Annotated in this window: 17 protein-coding genes and 1 pseudogene; 15 read left to right on the forward strand and 3 right to left on the reverse strand. The window is 64.0% G+C overall.

Features of this window, described 5'->3' with window-relative positions; translation table 11 throughout:
• Positions 1–7: 7 nt before the first annotated feature.
• Positions 8–1,180, reverse strand: a complete 1,173-nt coding sequence (locus K1567_RS26785; RefSeq protein WP_220699012.1) for an ABC transporter substrate-binding protein — start codon at positions 1,178–1,180, stop codon at positions 8–10.
• A gap of 185 nt (positions 1,181–1,365) precedes the next feature.
• On the opposite strand from K1567_RS26785, the gene K1567_RS26790 reads away from it, so the two are divergent.
• Both K1567_RS26790 and K1567_RS26795 read left to right on the forward strand, forming a co-directional pair.
• Positions 1,366–2,628, forward strand: a complete 1,263-nt coding sequence (locus K1567_RS26790; RefSeq protein WP_169868528.1) for a sensor histidine kinase — start codon at positions 1,366–1,368, stop codon at positions 2,626–2,628.
• Positions 2,625–3,251 (forward strand): response regulator transcription factor, encoded by a 627-nt coding sequence (locus K1567_RS26795; protein ID WP_034098927.1) that lies wholly within the window; start codon positions 2,625–2,627, stop codon positions 3,249–3,251. The genes K1567_RS26790 and K1567_RS26795 overlap by 4 nt, the downstream gene beginning before the upstream one ends.
• An 81-nt stretch (positions 3,252–3,332) precedes the next feature.
• On the opposite strand, the gene K1567_RS26800 is transcribed toward K1567_RS26795, so the two are convergent.
• Both K1567_RS26800 and exaA read right to left on the reverse strand, forming a co-directional pair.
• Positions 3,333–3,980: a pentapeptide repeat-containing protein gene (locus tag K1567_RS26800; protein WP_040268799.1), complete on the reverse strand. Its 648-nt coding sequence runs from the start codon at positions 3,978–3,980 to the stop codon at positions 3,333–3,335.
• 222 nt (positions 3,981–4,202) lie between these two features.
• Positions 4,203–6,092 (reverse strand): quinoprotein ethanol dehydrogenase, encoded by a 1,890-nt coding sequence (gene exaA, locus K1567_RS26805; protein WP_220699013.1) that lies wholly within the window; start codon positions 6,090–6,092, stop codon positions 4,203–4,205.
• Positions 6,093–6,346: 254 nt separating this feature from the next.
• On the opposite strand from exaA, the gene pedF reads away from it, so the two are divergent.
• From pedF to K1567_RS26865, 13 genes and pseudogenes are all read left to right on the forward strand, one after another.
• A complete protein-coding gene (gene pedF / locus K1567_RS26810) occupies positions 6,347–6,808 on the forward strand; it encodes a cytochrome c-550 PedF (protein ID WP_034098924.1) in 462 nt (153 codons plus the stop codon).
• A gap of 4 nt (positions 6,809–6,812) precedes the next feature.
• Positions 6,813–7,688, forward strand: coding sequence for an ABC transporter substrate-binding protein (locus K1567_RS26815; protein WP_094066485.1), 876 nt, complete (start codon positions 6,813–6,815; stop codon positions 7,686–7,688).
• Between the two features lie 9 nt (positions 7,689–7,697).
• A complete protein-coding gene (locus K1567_RS26820; RefSeq protein WP_034098920.1) occupies positions 7,698–8,447 on the forward strand; it encodes a quinoprotein dehydrogenase-associated SoxYZ-like carrier in 750 nt (249 codons plus the stop codon).
• Positions 8,448–8,463: 16 nt separating this feature from the next.
• A complete protein-coding gene (locus tag K1567_RS26825; protein WP_169868500.1) occupies positions 8,464–9,396 on the forward strand; it encodes a quinoprotein relay system zinc metallohydrolase 1 in 933 nt (310 codons plus the stop codon).
• A gap of 115 nt (positions 9,397–9,511) precedes the next feature.
• Positions 9,512–11,287: a PQQ-dependent methanol/ethanol family dehydrogenase gene (locus tag K1567_RS26830; RefSeq protein WP_034098916.1), complete on the forward strand. Its 1,776-nt coding sequence runs from the start codon at positions 9,512–9,514 to the stop codon at positions 11,285–11,287.
• 121 nt (positions 11,288–11,408) lie between these two features.
• Positions 11,409–12,929, forward strand: coding sequence for an aldehyde dehydrogenase family protein (locus K1567_RS26835; RefSeq protein ID WP_034110971.1), 1,521 nt, complete (start codon positions 11,409–11,411; stop codon positions 12,927–12,929).
• Between the two features lie 152 nt (positions 12,930–13,081).
• Positions 13,082–13,180: pseudogene (locus tag K1567_RS28110) on the forward strand (hypothetical protein); the annotation flags it as partial.
• 241 nt (positions 13,181–13,421) lie between these two features.
• The gene (gene pqqA, locus K1567_RS26840) at positions 13,422–13,493 is read left to right on the forward strand and encodes a pyrroloquinoline quinone precursor peptide PqqA (RefSeq protein WP_010209364.1); all 72 of its coding nucleotides are present in this window, start codon (positions 13,422–13,424) and stop codon (positions 13,491–13,493) included.
• A 128-nt stretch (positions 13,494–13,621) separates the two neighbouring features.
• A complete protein-coding gene (ercA, locus tag K1567_RS26845; protein WP_034098911.1) occupies positions 13,622–14,785 on the forward strand; it encodes an alcohol dehydrogenase-like regulatory protein ErcA in 1,164 nt (387 codons plus the stop codon).
• Positions 14,769–16,139: a hybrid sensor histidine kinase/response regulator gene (locus tag K1567_RS26850; protein ID WP_034098910.1), complete on the forward strand. Its 1,371-nt coding sequence runs from the start codon at positions 14,769–14,771 to the stop codon at positions 16,137–16,139. Before ercA ends, K1567_RS26850 begins: the two co-directional genes overlap by 17 nt.
• Positions 16,140–16,215: 76 nt before the next feature.
• Positions 16,216–17,679 carry a DASS family sodium-coupled anion symporter gene (locus K1567_RS26855; protein ID WP_220697983.1) on the forward strand — a complete coding sequence of 488 codons (1,464 nt, stop codon included), beginning with the start codon at positions 16,216–16,218 and terminating at the stop codon, positions 17,677–17,679.
• 186 nt (positions 17,680–17,865) lie between these two features.
• Complete coding sequence (locus K1567_RS26860) at positions 17,866–19,512, forward strand: MFS transporter (protein WP_220697984.1); 1,647 nt, start codon at positions 17,866–17,868, stop codon at positions 19,510–19,512.
• Positions 19,509–20,654: an HlyD family secretion protein gene (locus tag K1567_RS26865; RefSeq protein ID WP_034098904.1), complete on the forward strand. Its 1,146-nt coding sequence runs from the start codon at positions 19,509–19,511 to the stop codon at positions 20,652–20,654. Before K1567_RS26860 ends, K1567_RS26865 begins: the two co-directional genes overlap by 4 nt.
• Positions 20,655–20,722: the final 68 nt, after the last annotated feature.

Consider the following 20,722-nt stretch of genomic DNA (forward strand, 5'->3'; position numbering starts at 1 on the left):
TGGGCGATCAGGGAAGGCGGCAGGTCACCTCGGGTTGGTCGTAACCCAGGCTGTCCATTTCATTAGTGGGGTGCAGGAAGCCGTCCTGGGGCGAAGTGCTGACCAGGGCGCGCGGCTGCACGATGGGAATCGGTTGGCGCAACTGGCCGTTCCAGGCGCGGTAACTGAGCTTGCGGCCCTTGAAACCATCCAGGGGCAACTGCTCGCTCAGCTCCAGTTGCCGGATTGCCTGGGGGGCGACCTGATGCAGTTTGTTCACCGCGCTGGCAACGCTGCGCACGGCCATCCAGGCAGCGAAATCGCGGTCGTTCATCCAGCGTCCGGCCAGGGCTTCGAAGCGCTTTTGCAATTGGGCGGCGCCGTAGGTTTCCACGGTTTTGTGCCAGCCGGTGGGCGTGAGGCCCTGGGTGCCGGCGACCGGGCGCGGATACCAGGTTTGATAGGGCACGTATTCGCCGAAGTCACCGCGCTCGTCGGCCACCAGCACCACGTCGTATTCGGCGGTCTGGGTGAACAGCGGCATATCGGCTTGGGCGCTGCGGCGTTGGTCGTTATCGAAGCGCCAGGCTTTTTCCGCGACCAGCTGCACGCCGAAGCGTTTGGCGGCGCGGCGCAGGGCAGCGGCGTAGGCTTGGTCGTCTTCGGTGGGGCCAACAATCAGCAACGCCTTCTGCCATTTGCGCAGCACCAGAAACTGCGCCAGGGCATCGGCGAGCATGGCGCGGCTGGGCAGGGTATGCAGCACATTGGCCAGGCACTCGGTGCTGCGCAAGCGGTCATCGGCGCTGCCGGCGTTGAACAGCAGGCTGTCGGGTAGGGCGGCACTGAGCTGGCGCAGGCTGGCGGCGGGGGCATTCACCACGAACAGGCGCAGGCCCTGTGCGTGTTGGGCTTGGGCCGCGGCGAGCAGCGCTTCGGGGCTGTCCACGCTGGCGCTGGTCAGGCTGTAGCGCTGGTTGAGAAATGCGCCGGTGCTGTTGCTGTCGATGATCGCCAGCTCGGCACCGCGTTGACCGGCATCGGCGGGCTCGGGGATTACATTGGAGAGCAGTGGCCCCGGGTCGGGCCGATAGCCCAGGTAGCCGATCTGCACCTGCAAGGGCGCTTCGGCGGCCTGGCCGTGGCTAGCCCAGGCAATTGCCAGCAGGCAGATCACGGCGTAGGGGGCGAACTGGCGCATAAGGCACTCCATGACAGGTAGCGCCAGCATAGGAAGCCCCGTGCCCGCTGCAAATATGCAGAAAGTAGCGCTGAGGCAGTACCAAGGTAGTAGCCGCGCCGGCGCGCGGCGGTCTTAGCATGGGTCACCCTAGCCTCATTCACAGGAGTGACACGAGCATGCGCGTCTTCACCGCCCGGCCTGGGCTGTCGGCCCTGTGGCGCATCAACCTGTGGGTGTGCGGCTTCTTCACCTTGGTGACCGGCGCGTGTATGGCGCTGCTGTTGCACCAAGCCTTGGCGGACGTGGAGCGCGAATTGCAATCGGCCGCGGCGGTGGTGGCCTACCTGGGCGACACCGCCGAGCGCGACCCCGCCAGCCTGCAACCACAGCTGACTGCCAGCCTGCGCCATGTGCGGGTCTACTGGCTGGCCGCCGGCCAAACCCCACCTGCGCCCGAACAAACGGGGCTAGATGCCTGGCTCGCGCGCTGGGTCTTGACTCCCGCACAGCACACCGCGCGGGTGCTGGACTTAGCCGATGGCCGGCGAGTGTCCATTGCCGTCGACCCACGGGATGAGATCGATGAAGTCTGGGACTCCGTGCAGCAGTTGCTCAGCCTGTGCGGGCTGGCGCTGCTGGTGAGCCTGTTGACGATCCGCTGGGCGGTGCGCCGGGGCATGGGTGTGCTGGACGCCTTGCTGCGCGCCCTGCAACAGGTGTGCGCCGGCCAGCTCAACGTGCGCCTGCGCACCCAGGGCTCGCCGGAGGCGCGGCAACTGGCGCTGCACTTCAACCGCATGACCGACGCTCTGGAGCAGGCCCGACGCGACAACACCCAACTCACCCACACCTTGCTGGCGGTACAGGAACAGGAGCGCACTCAGTTGGCCCAGACCCTGCACGACGACCTCGGCCAATACCTGGCCGGTATTCGTGCCCAGGCCTGCCTGCTACGGCTGGTCAGCGACCAACCGGCCTTGGTGGCGCGCACGGTGGCGCAGTTGGAGGATCACTGTGAACACTTACAGCAAGGCTTTCGCGCGCTGGTCCACGACCTGTATCCGGTGGCCCTGCAACACCTGCCGCTGGGCGAGGCATTTGCGATGCTGGTGAGCCAGTGGCAAACCCGCCATGGCATCGAATGCCAGCTGCGAGTCAGCCCTGACTTACCGGCGTTATCGAGCACCAGCAAGACCCATCTGTATCGCCTGCTGCAAGAGGCCCTGACCAATGTGCTGCGGCACGCCGAGGCCAGCCAGGTGCGGGTGCGCCTGCAGTGTCGCGGTGCGCGTTTGCGCCTGTGGGTACGGGATAACGGGCGCGGTGCCCAGCCGCCGCAGCGTCCGGGTGTGGGCTTGTACTCGATGGGCGAACGCGCGCGCTGCCTGGGCGGCGAACTGAGCGTCCTTAGCCATCCCGGCGCCGGTTGGGCGCTGGCGCTGAACATGCCGTTGGAGGTGTCATGAATATTCTCTTGGTGGACGACCATGCCGTGGTGCGCCAGGGCTACGCCAGCCTGTTACGTGCCGTGTTGCCCGCCATTGACGTGCGTGAAGCCGCCAGTGGCGAAGACGCACTGCTACGCGTGCAGGAGGCCGTGCCGAACCTGGTGATCATGGATGTCGGGCTGCCCGGCATCAGCGGCCTGGAAACCCTGCGCCGCCTGCGCCAGCGCCTGCCGCAGCTGCGTGTGCTGTTTTTCAGCATGCACGATGAACTGCCCCTGGTGCGCCAGGCCCTGGACGCGGGCGCTTCGGGCTACCTGACCAAAAGCTCGGCCCCCGAGGTGTTGATCGAAGCGGTGCGGCGCATCCTTGACGGTCACGCTTATATCGAACAGGCCCTGGCCACCGAACTGGCCTACACCCCCGGCGATCAACGCTGGCAGGGTATGACGCCGCGTGAACTGGAGATTTTCCTGATGCTGGCCAAGGGCACGCCGATGCGCCAGATCGCCGAACAACTGAGTATCAGCAGCAAGACCGTGTCCAACCACCTGACCTTGCTCAAGAGCAAATTGCAGGTCAGTTCCCATGCCGAGCTGGTGCACCTGGGGATCGATATGGGAGTAGTGCGAGTGGCTGGATAAGCGGGCGCGTGCAGAGGCAACGACTGATACGCCCTGATGAGCAGGCCAAGCCTGCTCACTTTTCTCAGGTTCAGTAGTGTTCTAGCGACCCCAAGTGGTGGGGCAATCCGTACAGCCTTCCATATTGGCGTCCTGGAAGTTCGCGTAGTGCTGGCGACTGCCGGTGAGGGTGGCCTGTTCCAGGTTGCTCTCACCGAACTTGGCTTCCTGCAAATTCGCATCGCTGAGGTCGGCACTTTGCAGGTCGGCCTTGCTCAGCCAGGTCATTTCCAGGTCGGCCGCACGCAGGTTGACCTTGTGCATCTTCGCGCCTGAAAGCCGCGCAAATTGCAGGTAGGCCGCGCTGAGGTTGGCGTTTTCGAACTGCGCGCCTTGGGCGAACAGCCCCCAGCCTTGCACGGCCATCAACGTGGCGCCGGTAAAGTCGGCCAGGCGCAGGTTACTTTGTTGCAGGCTGGCGCGGGTCAGGTTGGCGCCCTGCAATTGGGCTTTTTCCAGGTTGGCCAGGTCGAGGTTGGCATGGCGTAAATCCGCCTCGCGCAGGTCGGCGCCGGCCAGGTTCATTTTGCTCAGGTTCTGGTTGCGCAGGTTGGCACCCTTGAGGTTGGCGCCGGGGCATTGGCTGTGTTCGGCGATGGTGCAGCCATTGATAACGAGCGGAGTGTCGTCGCCATCGTCGGCGTGCGCCAGGGGCAGGCAGAGCAGGAGTAACAAGGGCAGGTAGTTCATCGTGCGACCTCTGGGGATCCTGTGGTGAGCGAGCTTGTTCTGGTTAGCGGGCTTGTCGAATCGTCGCACCGCCCGCGCTGGGCTGCGCAGCGGCCCTGGCATTCCTCCAGCACCTCCCTGCGCTCAGGTCTACGACTGCTGCGCAGCCGAGCGCAGGGCAAGCCTGCTCACCACCGGGGAGCCGCTTGCTGCAAAAGGTGGCCCGGTATTCTCGCCGGGGGGTTATTTTTGCGCGGTCTTATTATCCCAACTCGGGATCTTGAACACCCAGAACGACCCGCCCTGAGCCACCGGTTTGGTCAACTCGGCCATGTCGCCACCCCACAACGGCACCGCGCCGCCGTAGCCGACGGTAACGCCGATGTACTGCTCGCCTTCCTGTTCCCAGGTGATCGGCGGCGAGACGATGCCGCTGCCGGTCTGGAACTTCCACAGCTCCTCTCCGGTTTTGGCGTCGAAGGCTTTGAAGAAACCGTCGCCGGTGCCGGTGAAGACCAGGTTGCCTTTGGTCGCCAGCACGCCGGCCCACAGCGGCAGAGCTTCCTTGTGCTCCCACACCACTTTGCCGGTGGTGGGGTTCATCGCGCGCAGGGTGCCGACGTGGTCGTCATACATACGCTTGATGCGGAACCCCATGCCCAGGTACGCCGAGCCTTTTTTGTAGTTGACCTCTTCGGTCCAGTAATCCTCTTTCCACTGGTTGCCGGGGATGTAGAACAGGCCGGTGTCCTGACTGTAAGCCATGGGGTTCCAGTTTTTGCCGCCCAGGAACGGTGGCGAGACTTCCACCGCTTTGCCCTTGGTTTCCCCCGGCAGTGGCTTGGCTGGGCGCTGGCCTGGGTTCTCCACCGGGCGCCCGGTCTTCAGGTCGATATGGCTGGCCCAAGTGATGTTGTCGACGAAGGGGAAGGCGTTCTGCAACTTGCCGTTGCTGCGGTCGACCACGTAGAAAAACCCGTTGCGGTCGGCGTGCCCGGTGGCCTTGACGGTTTTGCCGTCCTGGGTTTTGTAGTCGAACAGCACCAACTCGTTGTTGCCGGAAAAATCCCAGGCATCGTTGGGGGTGTGCTGGTAGAACCATTTCACCTCACCGGTGCTGGGGTCGACGCCGACCTGCCCGGATGTATAGAGGCTGTCGAAGTCGTGGGGGTTGCCGTCCTTGGCAGTGCGCGCCCAGGTATTCCACGGGCCAGGGTTGCCGGCGCCGACGATGATCGTGTTGGTTTCGGCATCGAAGCTCGCGCTCTGCCAAGGTGCGCCGCCGCCGTGGCTCCAGGCCTCGACTTTGCCGGTGGGTGTACTTGGATCATCCGGCCATGACGGCGCCTTCACGTCGCCGGTCGGCGTGCTGTCCTTGCCGTTGAGACGGCCCATATGGCCTTCGACGAAGGGGCGCATCCACACCTCTTCGCCGGTGTCCGGGTCACGCGCATACAACTGGCCGACCACGCCGAATTCATCGCCGGAACTGCCGTGGATCAGCAGCACCTTGCCGCTGACCTTGTCCTTGATCAGCACCGGTGCGCCGGTGAGGGTGTAGCCGGCGGCGTGGTCGCCGAATTTCTTGTTCCACACCACTTTGCCGGTGGTTTTGTCGAGGGCGATAAGCCGTGCGTCGAGGGTGCCGAAGTAGATTTTGTCGCCGAAGATCGCCGCGCCGCGGTTGACCACATCGCAGCACGGGCGAATGTTGTCGGGCAGGCGGTGGTTGTAGGTCCACAGGCGTTTGCCGGTCTTGGCGTCGAGGGCGAACACACGGGAATAGGAGCCGGTGACGTAGACCACGCCGTCGCTGACGATGGCCTGGGATTCCTGGCCGCGTTGTTTTTCGTCGCCGAACGAATAGGACCAGGCCGGGGTGAGTTTGAACACGTTCTTGTCGTTGACCTTGGCCAGCGGGCTCCAGCGCTGGGCGTTGGTGCCCATGCCGTATTGCAGCACGTCCTGGGTGCTCAGGTGGTCATTGGCGATGTCTTCCCAGGTGACCGCGCGGGTCTGGCGTGGCGGTTCGGCGGCAAGGGCGGCGGTGCCCAGGCCCAGGCTGCCGGCCAGCAGCAGGGTCTGCACGGCAAGGCTCAAGGGTGAACGGACGGGTAGCGATCTTATTGTCATGGTTGCAGTTCCCAGTGTCGGTTTTGACCTGCACAGGGTGCGGCGCGCGGCGCTGGCCGGATACGGAAAAACGCCCGCCGTGGCCGGGAAGATTTCCCGCGCCGCCACTGTTTTAGGCGTGCCCCACAAGCCCTACTACCAAGGGAGGAGGGCGCGACCACCAAAGCAGCATACGGCCCGCGCTCCGGGGTTTCTAAGATGGTTGCCAGAGCCTCTGCAATGAGGTGTTGCGTGCAATCCTGAGGGCAAAAACAATGACAACAACACACAATGCCTTGCTCGTCGCCGGTCTGCTGGTCGGTGTGCTTGGTGCCGGGGCCGCCTGGGCCCATGGCAACGTGGTCCCGCAAGCGGTGGAAACCAAAGGCCTGACCTCCATCAAAGACGCCGGCGTGCCGGTCAACGAGGACGGCTGGGCGGCGGTCAACCCCTATCGCAATTCGCCCGAACATGACAAAGCCGTGGAAATCGGCTCGTCCGCCTTCAACCAGAACTGCGCCGCCTGCCACGGCCTGGAAGCCAAATCCGGCGGCATCGCCCCGGACCTGCGCATGCTGGATGTGGGAGAGGCCGGTGATGAATGGTTTGTCGAGCGCGTACGCCATGGCGCGGTGCGCGACGGCCGGGTGTACATGCCGAAGATGGCCGACTACCTGAGCCAGGAAGCCTTGTGGGCGGTGCGCACCTACCTGGACAGCGTGCACGTCGAGGAGTGATGCCATGCGCCTGTTTGCCGTGGTGCTGGGCCTGGCCTTGCTGTGCTGCCACACGGCGCAGGCGCAGGTGCGCAGCTATGACCAGATGATCGCCGCCGGCGAAATCAAAGTGGCGGTGTACAAGGACTTTGCTCCCTACAGTTTCGAGGACGGCGCCACCCCCCGAGGCGTTGACGTGGAACTGGCCCAGGCCCTGGCCGAGGCGCTCGGTGTGCGGCTCAAGTTGATCTGGGCGCCGGCCGGCGAAAAGCTCGACGACGACCTGCGCGACTACATCTGGCGCGGCAGCCCGTTGCATCACCATCAGCTGGCCGACCTGATGCTGCGCGCGCCCTACGACCACGACTACGCACAACGGCGCAACGATCAAGGCGAACTGGAAAACGGCCAGGTGGTGATGTTCGGCCCGTACCAGAACGAACAATGGCAGGTGGCCTACGACCGCCGGCGCTTGGATAAGGTCGCCAGCGTGGCGGTGTTCCAGCAGCACCCCATCGGTGTCGAAGTCGACAGCGTGCCATCGTTTTACCTGACCTCGGTGTTCAACGGCCAACTCGCGGCCAGCACCCAGCATTACCCCAGTGTGACCCAGGCGTTTGCGGCGATGCGCGCCGGCAAGGTCGATGCGGTCATGGCCATGCGCGGGGAAATCGACTGGCAGGTGCAGCAGGCCCATGACCCGCAACTGGCCTTGGCGGAAAACGCCTACCCGAACATGGGGCGGCAACGCTGGGAGATCGGCATGGCGGTGCACGAAAGCAATCGCCAGTTGGCCTATGCGGTGGAAGAAGCCCTTGAAGGTCTGATCCGCGACGGCCGTTTGCAGGCGATCTACCGCCACTACGGCCTGCGCTACGAAGTGCCCGACATGTACCAATAGGAGCAGGCGATGAACTGGCGACTGAGCTGCATCCTGGCCTGCTGGCTGCCACTGGCCGCCCATGCCGTGGAGGTCGACCCGGTGCCCTCGGTGATGTGGGCCTTCTACCACAAGCAACTGCTGGCCGACGCGCCGTTCGTGTTCGACGCGCGGGTCAAGCTGCTGGCGCCGCCGTTCGCCGAGGATGCGCGCCAGGTGCCGCTGGAAATCGACGCGCGGGCGTTTAAGGGGCATGTGGTGAGGATCCTGGCCTGGGCCGAACTGAACCCGCTGCCGAAAATCGTCGACTTCCAGCCCAAGGAAGGGGTGCTGCCGTGGCTGGCGCTGCGCATCCGCATCGAGCAAGCCACGCCGTTGCGCGCCGCGGTCCTTACCGATGACGGCATATGGCATGTGGGGTCGGCGCTGATCGACGCGGCCGGCGGCGGCTGCACCGCGCCCAGTGTGGTGCGCAGCCAGCCGGGCTGGGAAGAGCATCTGGGCGAAGTGCTCGGCGGGCGCTACCCCCGTGGCGAATTCAGCCGCGTGCGCGTGCAAGTGGCGCACCCGATGGACAACGGCCTGGTCAGCGGTATCCCTGAGTTTTTTATCAACCATGGGCAATTGCGTGGCCAGGACGATCAGGTGCTGGCCGAGCTGGAATTGTTCCCGGCGGTCAGCGAGAACCCCAATCTAGCCTTCGACATCGAAGCACCGGGGCCTACTCGCCTGGTGCTGCGCGACAACAGCGGCAATGAGTTCGACGCGGCCATCCCCTGACCAGAAGGAGCGCGGCATGCGCTGGATTCTCTTGTTATGCCTGGGCCTGAGCCTGCCCGCCCTGGCGGACCTGGACTACGCCCTCAAGCCTCGGCTGATCGCCGCCGACACCTGGCTGCTCGAAGGCAGCACCGGCAACTTTGCCAAGGCCAATGGCGGCAATATCGTCAACACCGCTTTTATCGTCACCGAGGCCGGTGTGGTGGTGATCGACACCGGGCCGTCGCGTCGCTACGGCGAAGCGCTGCGCCAAGCCATCGCCCAAGTCACCCCCAAGCCGGTGATCCAGGTACTGATCACGCACCATCACCCTGACCACGCCCTGGGCAACCAAGCGTTCAAGGACGTGCCCATCGGCGCCCTGGCCGACACCACGCGCTTGCTGCACGAGCAGGGCGACAGCCTGGCGGAAAACCTCTACCGCATGGTCGGCGACTGGATGCGCGGCACCGAAGTGGTATTGCCGACCCAGGCGCTGCAAGCCGGTGTATTGAGCGTGGGCCAGCATGACCTGCGCTTGCTGGCGCTGACCGGGCATACCGGCGCCGATCTGGCCATTCTCGACCAGCGCACCGGGGTGCTGTTCACCGGCGACTTGGTGTTCTACCAGCGCGCCCTGACCACGCCCCATAGCCCGGGGCTGGCGGCGTGGCAGGCCGACCTCGACACCCTGCAAGCCTTGCCCTGGACCCTGATCGTGCCCGGCCACGGCCCGGTGGCCGCCGATGCGCAGCCGTTCGCCCAGATGCGCGATTACCTGGGCTGGCTCGATCAACTGCTGCGCGACGGCGCCGCCAACGGCAGCGACATGGCCGAGCTGATCCGCAGCCCCATCCCCGAACGCTTTGCCGCGATCAACCTGAGCCGCTACGAACTGACCCGCAGCGTCAGCCACCTGTACCCGCGCTACGAGCGCGCGCAGATGCAACGGCTGGACACCCGCTACTAAGGAACTAGCAATCTCGATACTGCGGTCAATTGTGACGAACGCCCCTGCGCCCAAGAATCGGCACCAGACCGGGAAAATTTCCCGGGTATAACAAAAAACCGCAGAGGTAGCCGTCATGACCCAACCCGCACGTCGCCAACCCTTCGCCTTGAGTGTGTTGCTCGGTGCCATCCTGTTATCCGGCCAGGCCATGGCCGCCGTGAGCGATCAGGACATTCTCCAGGACCCGAAAAACCCCGGGCAGATCGTCACCAACGGTCTGGGTGTGCAAGGCCAGCGCTACAGCCCGCTGGACACTCTGAATGTGGACAACGTCAAGGACCTGCGCCCGGTCTGGGCGTTCTCCTTCGGCGGCGAGAAACAGCGCGGGCAGCAGGCGCAGCCGATGGTCAAGGACGGGGTGATGTACCTCACCGGTTCCTATTCGCGGGTGTTCGCGGTGGATGCGCGCACCGGCAAGAAACTCTGGCAGTACGATGCGCGTCTGCCGGATGACATCCGCCCCTGCTGCGATGTTATCAACCGTGGGGTGGCGCTGTACGGCGACCTGGTGTTCTTCGGCACCCTGGACGCCAAACTGGTGGCTCTGAATAAAGACACCGGCAAGGTGGTGTGGAGCAAGCGCGTGGCCGACCACAAGGAAGGCTACTCGATCAGCGCCGCGCCGCTGGTGATCAACGGCAAGCTGATCACCGGCGTGGCCGGCGGCGAATTCGGCGTGGTGGGCAAGATCGAAGCCTACGACCCGAAAAACGGCGACCTGCTGTGGACCCGCCCGACGGTCGAAGGCCATATGGGCTATGTGTACAAGGACGGCAAAGCCGTGGAAAACGGCATCTCCGGCGGCGAAGCGGGTAAAACCTGGCCGGGGGACCTGTGGAAAACCGGCGGCGCGGCGCCGTGGCTGGGCGGCTACTACGACCCGGAAACCAACCTGCTGCTGTTCGGCACCGGTAACCCGGCACCGTGGAACTCGCACCTGCGCCCCGGCGACAACCTTTACTCGTCCTCGCGCCTGGCACTTAACCCGGACGACGGCACCATCAAATGGCACTTCCAGAGCACGCCTCACGACGGTTGGGACTATGACGGCGTGAACGAACTGGTGTCGTTCAACTACACCGAGGGCGGCAAGGAAATCAAAGCCGCGGCCACGGCCGACCGCAACGGTTTCTTCTATGTGCTGGACCGCACCAACGGCAAGTTCATCCGCGGCTTCCCGTTTGTCGACAAGATCACCTGGGCCACCGGCCTGGATAAGAACGGCCGGCCGATCTACAACGAAGCCAGCCGCCCCGGCGCGCCGGGCAGTGAAGCCAAGGGCACGTCGGTGTTCGTTGCGCCGGCCTTCCTCGGGGCGAAAAACTGGATGCCCATGGCTTACAACCGCGACACCGGGCTGTTCTATGTGCCATCCAACGAGTGGGGCATGGACATGTGGAACGAAGGCATCGCCTATAAGAAAGGCGCGGCGTTCCTCGGCGCCGGGTTCACCATCAAACCGTTGAACGAAGACTACATCGGCGTGCTGCGCGCCATCGACCCGGTCAGCGGCAAGGAAGTCTGGCGCCACAAAAACTTCGCGCCGCTGTGGGGCGGTGTGCTGACCACCAAGGGCAACCTGGTGTTCACCGGTACGCCGGAAGGTTTCCTGCAGGCCTTCAATGCCAAGACCGGCGAGAAAGTCTGGGAATTCCAGACCGGCTCCGGCGTGCTCGGCTCGCCGATTACCTGGGACATGGACGGCGAGCAGTATGTCTCGGTGGTCTCCGGGTGGGGCGGCGCGGTGCCGCTGTGGGGCGGTGAAGTGGCCAAGCGCATCAAGGACTTCAACCAGGGCGGCATGCTCTGGACCTTCAAGTTGCCCAAGGACCTGGTGGCCAAGCACTAGTTCTACGACCAAATGAGCAGTGCCCTCCTGCCAACGGCGCATTCGCCCGGCGGTGGGGGCACCTTACTATCGGGTGATCGCCTGTTGACCGACAGGCCCGGACCCAGACAGAGGCTTTACTATGATCTACGCACAACCTGGCACCCCTGGCGCCATCGTCAGCTTCAAGCAGCGCTATGGTAATTACATCGGCGGCGAGTTCGTCGCACCGATCAGCGGCGAGTACTTCACCAACACCTCGCCGGTCACCGGCCAAGCGATTGCTGAATTCCCGCGCTCCAGCGCCGCCGACATCGATAAAGCCCTGGATGCCGCCCACGCCGCCGCCGATGCCTGGGGCAAGACCTCGGCCCAGGACCGCGCCCTGGTGCTGCTGAAAATCGCCGACCGCATCGAACAAAACCTCGAAGTGCTGGCCGTGGCCGAAACCTGGGACAACGGCAAGGCCGTACGTGAAACCCTCAACGCCGACGTGCCCCTGGCCGCCGACCATTTCCGTTATTTCGCCGGCTGCATCCGCGCCCAGGAAGGCGGCGCCGCCGAGATCAATGAACACACCGCCGCTTACCACTTCCACGAACCGTTGGGTGTGGTCGGGCAGATCATTCCGTGGAACTTCCCGCTGCTGATGGCCGCGTGGAAACTCGCCCCGGCCCTGGCCGCCGGGAACTGCATCGTGCTCAAGCCGGCCGAGCAGACGCCGCTGTCGATCATGGTGTTCGCCGAACTGATCAATGACCTGCTGCCGCCGGGCGTGCTCAATATTGTGCAGGGCTTTGGACGCGAAGCCGGGGAGGCCCTGGCCACCAGCAAACGCATCGCCAAGATCGCCTTTACCGGCTCCACGCCGATTGGCGCGCACATCATGCACGCGGCCGCCGAAAACATCATCCCGTCCACTGTGGAGCTGGGCGGCAAGTCGCCGAACATCTTCTTTGAAGACATCATGCGTGCCGAGCCGCAGTTTATCGAGAAAGCCGCCGAGGGCCTGGTGCTGGCGTTTTTCAACCAGGGCGAAGTGTGCACCTGCCCGTCGCGGGCGCTGGTGCAGGAGTCGATCTACGAACCGTTCATGGCCGAGGTGATGAAGAAGATCGTCAAGATCAAGCGCGGTAACCCGCTGGACACCGAAACCATGGTCGGCGCCCAGGCGTCCGAGCAGCAATACGACAAGATCCTGTCCTACCTCAAGATCGCCCAGGAGGAGGGCGCCGAGCTGCTCACCGGCGGCGCGGCCGAACACCTGAACGGCGACCTGTCCAGCGGCTATTACATCCAGCCGACCCTGCTCAAGGGCCACAACAAGATGCGCGTGTTCCAGGAGGAAATCTTCGGCCCGGTGGTGGGCATCACCACCTTCAAGGACGAAGCCGAAGCCCTGGCCATCGCTAACGACAGCGAATTCGGCCTCGGCGCCGGCCTGTGGACCCGCGACATCAACCGCGCCTACCGCATGGGCCGGGCGATCAAGGCCGGGCGTGTGTGGACCAACTGCTACCACCTCTACCCGGCGCATGCGGCGTTCGGCGGCTACAAAAAGTCGGGTGTGGGGCGTGAGAACCACAAGATGATGCTGGACCACTACCAGCAGACCAAGAACCTGCTGGTGAGCTACGACATCAACCCGTTGGGGTTCTTCTGATCCTCTAATTGCAATGCGATCAAGTGTGGGAGGGGGCTTGCCCCCGATAGCGGTGGGTCAGTGGCATAAATGTTGACTGACCCACAGCCATCGGGGGCAAGCCCCCTCCCACAGTTTTGTTCCCTGTACATTCGCGGCTACGGCGGCGACAAGGTGTGGGGCGTGAGAACCATAAGATGATGCTGAACCACTACCAGCAGACCAAGAACCTGCTGGTGAGCTACGACATCAACCCGTTGGGCTTCTTCTGATCCTCTAATTGCAATGCGATCCAGTGTGGGAGGGGGCTTGCCCCCGATAGCGGTGGGTCAGTGGCATAAATGTTGACTGACCCACAGCCATCGGGGGCAAGCCCCCTCCCACAGTTTTGTTCCCTGTACATTCGCGACTAATGCAGTGCGGCATTTACTTCGAAAGTAGCATTCGCCCCCCCAACCCCCCATGTATTAATGCCTTTACCGGAATCTTCCGGCACAACAAGAGGACTCTCCCATGTGGACCAAACCCGCCTTCACCGACCTGCGTATCGGCTTTGAAGTGACCATGTACTTCGCCAGCCGTTGATTCAACAGCCGGCCAGCCCAGTGCTGGCCGGTGCGCTATTGGGAATGACCCTTTGGTCTGATTGCAAACGCCTGCGGATCGGTTAGTGTGGAGCGCATCTTCCAAAAATAATAAGAACAGGCTTTCCAATGAGCCCAAACCTGAGCCTCCTGCGTAAATTCGTCTCGCCTGAAATCATCTTCGGTGCCGGTTGCCGGCATAACGTCGGCAACTACGCCAAAACCTTCGGTGCGCGCAAGGTGCTGGTGGTCAGCGACCCCGGTGTGATCGCCGCCGGCTGGGTCGCCGATGTGGAAGCCAGCCTGCAGGCCATCGGCATTGACTACTGCCTGTACAGCGCCGTATCGCCCAACCCGCGCGTGGAGGAGGTGATGCTCGGCGCCGAGGTGTACCGGGAAAACCATTGCGACGTGATCGTCGCCATCGGCGGCGGCAGCCCCATGGACTGCGGCAAGGCCATCGGCATCGTGGTGGCCCACGGGCGCAGCATTCTGGACTTCGAAGGCGTGGACACCATCCGCGTGCCCAGCCCACCGCTGATCCTGATCCCCACTACCGCCGGGACCTCGGCGGATGTGTCGCAGTTCGTGATCATTTCCAACCAGCAGGAACGCATGAAGTTCTCCATCGTCAGCAAGGCGGTGGTGCCGGATGTGTCGCTGATCGACCCGGAAACCACCGCCAGCATGGACCCGTTCCTGTCCGCCTGCACCGGCATCGACGCCTTGGTGCATGCCATCGAGGCGTTCGTTTCCACCGGTCATGGCCCGCTCACCGACCCCCATGCCCTGGAGGCCATGCGGTTGATCAACGGCAACCTGGTGCAGATGATCGCCAACCCCACGGACATTGCCCTGCGCGAGAAGATCATGCTCGGCAGCATGCAGGCCGGCCTGGCGTTTTCCAATGCGATCCTTGGCGCGGTGCATGCCATGTCCCATAGCCTCGGCGGTTTTCTCGATCTGCCCCATGGCCTGTGCAACGCGGTGCTGGTCGAGCATGTGGTGGCGTTCAACTACAACTCGGCGCCGGAGCGCTTCAAGGTGATTGCCGAGACCTTCGGCATCGACTGCCGGGGCCTGAACCATCGGCAGATCTGTGGGCGCCTGGTGGAACACCTGATTGCCCTGAAACACGCCATTGGCTTCCATGAAACCCTCGGTTTGCATGGCGTGCGCGTGGCGGATATTCCGTTCCTGTCCCAGCATGCGATGCACGACCCGTGCATCCTCACCAACCCGCGCGAGTCGAGCCAGCGTGACGTCGAGGTCGTGTATGGCGAAGCTCTCTGACGACCAGCAGCGCGCCCTCGCCGGGTTGCTCGGGCTGGGCGACCAGTCGGCGCGCAAGAGCCACTACCCCGAATTGACGGCACGCCTGGACGAACTGGAAGCCGAGCGTCGGCGCTATATCCGCCTCAACGATGAACTGGAACAGCGCGTGGCCGCGCGCACCGATGAATTGCTGGAGGCCAACCGCAACCTGCAACAGCAGATCGCCCAGCGTGAACAGGTGGAACGGCAACTGCGCGATGCCCGCGACGCCGCCGAGGCCGCCAACCGCAGCAAGGACAAATACCTCGCCGCCGCCAGTCACGACCTGCTGCAACCGCTGAACGCCGCGCGCCTGTTGATCGCCACCCTGCGCGAGCGGGCGTTGCCCAGTGTCGAGCAGGTGCTGGTGGAGCGGACCCATCAGGCCCTGGAAGGCGCCGAGGACTTACTCACGGATCTGCTCGATATCTCGCGGCTCGACCAGGCGGCGGTCAAGCCGGACGCGGCGGTGTATCGCCTGGAGGAACTGTTCGCACCGTTGATCTCGGAGTTTCAGTCGGTGGCCCAGGCGGCCGGGTTGAACCTGCGTGCGCGCACCGGGGGGTATGCGATCCATACGGACCTGCGTTTGCTGACGCGGATCTTGCGCAACTTCCTGAGCAACGCCTGCCGCTACACCGACGAAGGCTGCATCCTGCTCGGCGCCCGCCGTCGTGGCGATCGTCTGCGCTTGGAGGTGTGGGACACCGGGCGCGGGATCGCCGCCGACCGGCTGGAGGCGATCTTCCTGGAGTTCAACCAGCTCGATGTCGGCCGCGCGTCGGAACGCAAAGGTGTGGGCTTGGGGCTGGCGATTGTCGAACGCATCGCCGAGATTCTCGGCTACCCGGTGGCGGTGCGTTCCTGGCCGGGGCGCGGTTCGATGTTCAGCATCGAGGTGCCCATCAGCGCAGAGATGCCACCCGCGATCAGCCAGTTACCGACCCTGCCCACCACCGGTAACCCATTGCCGGGGCGGCGTTTGCTGGTGATCGACAATGAGATCAGCATCCTCGACAGCATGCGCGCGCTGCTGGGCCAATGGGGTTGCGACGTGGTCACCGCCACCGACCAGGCCGGCGCATTGCAGGCGCTGCAGGGCAGGGCGCCGGAGTTGATTCTGGCGGACTACCACCTCGACCACGGGGTGGTGGGCTGCCTGGTGGTCAAGCAGTTGCGCGAGCATTTCGGTCACAAGATCCCCGCCGTGATCATCACCGCCGACCGCACCGACCAATGCCGCCGTGCGTTGCGCCGGCTGGATGCACCGTTGCTGAACAAACCGGTCAAGCCCGGAAAGTTGCGCGCGGTACTCAGTCAATTGCTGGCCTAGAAGCTTGATACCTGTCAACACGTTGCAGCGGGCGTTACGGCAAGCTAAGGCCTGATCTAGAGGCCTGGAGTACGCCATGACCGCTGCACCTTTCAAATTGCCCCTGGGCCTGGTGATCGCCGTGTTGGCGATGGCCGGCGTGCTGCTGTTGCCGCTGCCCGCCGACCTGCCGGTGGCCGGGCAGCGCATGCTGGCGATCCTGGTGTTTGCCGTGGTGGTGTGGATCACCGAGGCGGTGTCCTATGAGGCCAGCGCGATCATGATCACCTCGCTCATGGCCTTTCTGCTCGGCACGGCACCCTCGCTGCAAGACCCCACGCACCTGATCGGCTCCAGCCCAGCCATCAGCATGGCGCTCACCGGCTTCGCCAACCCGGCGCTGGCGCTGGTGGCAGGGGCGCTGTTTATCGCGGCGGCCATGACCCATACCGGCCTGGATCGGCGCATCGCCCTGGTGACGCTAAGCCGTATCGCCCCCAGCACTCGGCGCATCCTGCTGGGGGCGATCGCGGTGACGATCCTGCTCAGCCTGGTGGTGCCCAGCGCCACGGCGCGCAGTGCGTGTGTGGTGCCGATCATGATGGGGGTGATCGCCGCGTTCGGCGTGGACAAGCGCTCGAATATCGCCGCCGGGATCATGATCGTGGTGGCCCAGGGCACCAGCATCTGGAACGTCGGCATCCAGACCGCTGCGGCGCAGAACCTGCTGACCGTCGGCTTTATGGACAAGATGCTCGGCCAGCGCGTGTCGTGGCTCGACTGGCTGATCGCTGGCGCGCCGTGGGCGCTGATCATGTCGGCGGTATTGCTGTTTCTGGTGCTCAAGCTGCTGCCGCCGGAAACCGACAGCATCCCCGGCGGCAAGGAAGCCGTGGCCCAGTCCCTGGTGGACATCGGCCCCATGACCGGCCCGCAGAAACGCTTGCTGGCGGTGTCGGTGCTGCTGCTGTTGGCGTGGGCCACGGAAGGGCGCCTGCATCCTTTCGACACCACCTCGACCACCTACGCCGGGTTGGTGTTCCTGTTGTTGCCGGGCATCGGTGTGATGACCTGGAAAGACGTGCAATCGCGCATTCCGTGGGGCACGGTGATCGTGTTCGGCGTGGGCATCAGCCTGGGTACGGCGCTGCTGACCACCCAGGCCGGGCAGTGGCTGGGTGCTGCGGTGGTGGCCCACACAGGCTTGGACCAGGTCGGACCGCTGGGGGTGTTTGCGATCCTTGGCGCGTTCCTGATCCTGATCCACCTGGGCTTTGCCAGCGCCACCGCATTGACCTCGGCGCTATTGCCGATCCTGATTGCGGTGCTGCAAACCCTGCCCGGCGAATTCAGCCGCTTGGGCATGACCCTGTTGCTGGGGTTTGTGATGAGCTACGGGTTTATCCTGCCGATCAACGCGCCGCAGAACATGGTGTGCCTGGGCACCGGCACATTTACCGCGCGCCAGTTTGCCAAGGTGGGGATTCTGGTGACGTTGATCGGGTATGGGCTGATGTTGGTGTTGGCGGCGACTTACTGGAGTTGGCTCGGTTGGATTTGATCTGGAGCCTGCCTCCAGATGCACTTGAGATCCAATGTGGGGGAGGGCTTGCCCCTCCCACTTTCTGACCCTACCCGCTTCAGACCTCCATTCCACCCCAAGATGGCAAGATGAACTCCGCTCAGGTTTACTGTTCTCTGAGTAGAGGTATTACCGACGCCCCCGTCGGGTCATCTAGGTCATTGAATGGACAAATACACCCCCCGCGCCTGGCAACCCCACGAACGCCCGAGCCTGCCCGGTTCGCCGTCGACGCCCTGGCACCCGACCTATAAGCGCTGGCTGTTCGCGATGGTCGGTGTGCTGGTGGCGATCACCGGCGGGCTGGGCAATTCGTTGGTGATCGCCAACCTGCAATACCTGCAAGGCGCGCTCGGTGCGACCACCGCGGAAATGGCCTGGCTGCCCGCCGCCTACGTAATGACCAACGTGTGCATGAACCTGCTGCTGGTGAAGTTTCGCCAGCAGTTCGGTTTGCGGGCCTTCACCGAAGTGTTTCTGGTGCTGTATGCGCTGGTGACGTTCGGCCACCTGTTCGTCAACGACCTCAACTCGGCCATCGCCGTGCGCGCGGCCCATGGCATGGTGGGCGCGGCCCTCAGTTCGTTGGGCTTGTATTACATGATCCAGGCGTTCCCGGCCAAATGGCGCTTGAAGGCGCTGGTGCTGGGGTTGGGCACCGCGCAATTGGCGCTGCCGCTGGCGCGCTTGTTCTCCGAGGATCTGCTGCAGATCGCCGAATGGCGCGGCCTGTACCTGTTCGAATTGGGCCTGGCGCTGATCTGCCTGGGTTGTGTGTTCCTGCTCAAGCTGCCGCCCGGTGACCGTTTCAAGACCTTTGAAAAACTCGATTTCCTCACCTTCGCCATTCTTTCCAGCGGTGTGGCGCTGCTGTGTGCGGTGCTGTCCCTGGGGCGTATCGACTGGTGGCTGGAAGCGCCGTGGATTGGCATCGCCTCGGCCTGCTCCCTGGTGCTGATCATGGCTGGCCTGGCCATCGAACATAACCGCGCCAACCCGTTGCTGATGACGCGTTGGCTGGGCAGCGGCGTGATGATTCGCCTGGCGCTGGCGGTGATCCTGATTCGTATGGTGCTGTCCGAGCAGTCCACCGGCGCGGTGGGTTTTATGCAGATGCTCAATATGAGCTACGAGCAGATGCACACGCTTTACGTGGTGATGCTGGCCGGGGCGATCAGCGGGCTGGCGATCAGTGCGTTGACCATCAACCCCGCGCACCTGTTGATGCCGCTGGTGATCTCCCTGGCGCTGATGGCCACCGGGTCGGTGATGGACAGCTTGTCCAGCAACCTGACCCGGCCGCAGAACCTGTATGTCAGCCAGTTCCTGCTAGGCTTCGGCGGTACGTTCTTTCTGGGGCCGACCATGGTACTGGGCACCAAAAACGTGCTGACCAACCCGCGCAACCTGGTGAGTTTTTCGGTGATGTTCGGCATTTGCCAGAACCTCGGCGGGCTGATTGGCGCGGCGTTGCTCGGCACTTTCCAGGTGGTGCGCGAGAAGTTTCACTCCAGCATGATCGTCGAACACCTGACCCTGCTCGACCCCCGCGTGGCCGCGCGGGTGCAGAGCGGCGGTTCGGCCTACGGCGGGCTGGTGGCCGACCCGGAATTGCGCAACCTCATGGGCATTCGCAGCCTGGCCACGGCGGCCACCCGTGAAGCGAATGTGATGGCCTACAACGATGTGTTTATGCTGATTGCGATCATCGCGATCCTGACCATGCTGTGGATTTTTACCCGCAGCCTATGGCTGATGACGACCACCCAAGCGGCTACTCCTCCCGTTCAACCCAGCGGCGTTACTTCATGACCGAACCCTCGACCACGACCACCACCGCCATTGCTTCAACCCCGGAGGGCAGCACGCCGCCGGGTGCCGTGCCCACCGAGCTGCGCCCATTGCGGGTGCGCATCCTGTCCTCCCTGGGCTTTGCCGCGATTGCCATCGTCGGCGTGTTGATCGTGCTGTATGCCTGGCAATTGCCGCCGTTCAGCAGCGCGGTGGAAACCACCGAAAATGCCCTGGTGCGCGGTCAGGTGACGATTATCGGCCCGCAGCTCAGCGGCTATGTGTTCGAGGTGCCGGTGCAGGACTTCCAGTACGTCAAGGCCGGCGACCTGCTGGTGCGCCTGGATGACCGCATCTACAAGCAGCGCCTCGACCAGGCGCTGGCGCAACTGGCGGTGCAGAAGGCCGCGCTGGCCAATGTGGTGCAGCAACGCAACAGCGCCGAAGCCACGATCAAACTGCGTCAGGCAGCCTTGGCGGACAGCCAGGCCCAGGCGCGCAAAAGCACCGCCGACCTGCGGCGTAACCAGGAACTGATCAGCGATGGCTCGGTGTCCAAGCGCGAGCTTGACGTGACCCGCGCGGCGAATGCCCAGACCCAGGCGGCGGTCGCTCAGGCCCAGGCCAGCCTGGAAATCGCCCGGCAGGATTTGCAGACGGTGATCGTCAATCGCGGCTCCCTGGAGGCCGCCGTGGCCAGTGCCGACGCGGCGGTGGAACTGGCGCGGATCGACCTGTCCAATACCCGCATCACCGCGCCCCGTGACGGCCAATTGGGCCAAATCGGCGTGCGCCTCGGCGCCTACGTCAACTCCGGCGCGCAACTGATGGCGCTGGTGCCGAAGCAGTTGTGGGTGATCGCCAATATGAAAGAAACCCAGATGGACAATGTGCAGGTCGGCCAGCCAGTGACCTTTACCGTGGATGCGCTGAACCATCGCAAGTTTCACGGCACGGTGCAGCATATTTCCCCGGCCACCGGTTCCGAGTTCAGCCTGTTGCAGGCCGACAATGCCACCGGCAATTTTGTGAAGATTGCCCAGCGCGTGCCGGTGCGGATTACGGTGGACCCGGATCAGGCCGAGAGCGAACGCTTAAGGCCAGGGTTGTCGGTTGTCGTGAGTATCGACACGGCAGGGCGGCTCAAAAACAGCCCGCCCTGAAGGGGCTTGACCACTTGTGGAGCGGCGGTGCGACGATTCGACTTGCCCCCGTGCAGGGGTTCAATCAC

The sequence above is a fragment of the Pseudomonas sp. S5F11 genome (genome assembly GCF_019641515.1).
Classification (GTDB): Bacteria; Pseudomonadota; Gammaproteobacteria; order Pseudomonadales; family Pseudomonadaceae; genus Aquipseudomonas; species Aquipseudomonas rhodesiae.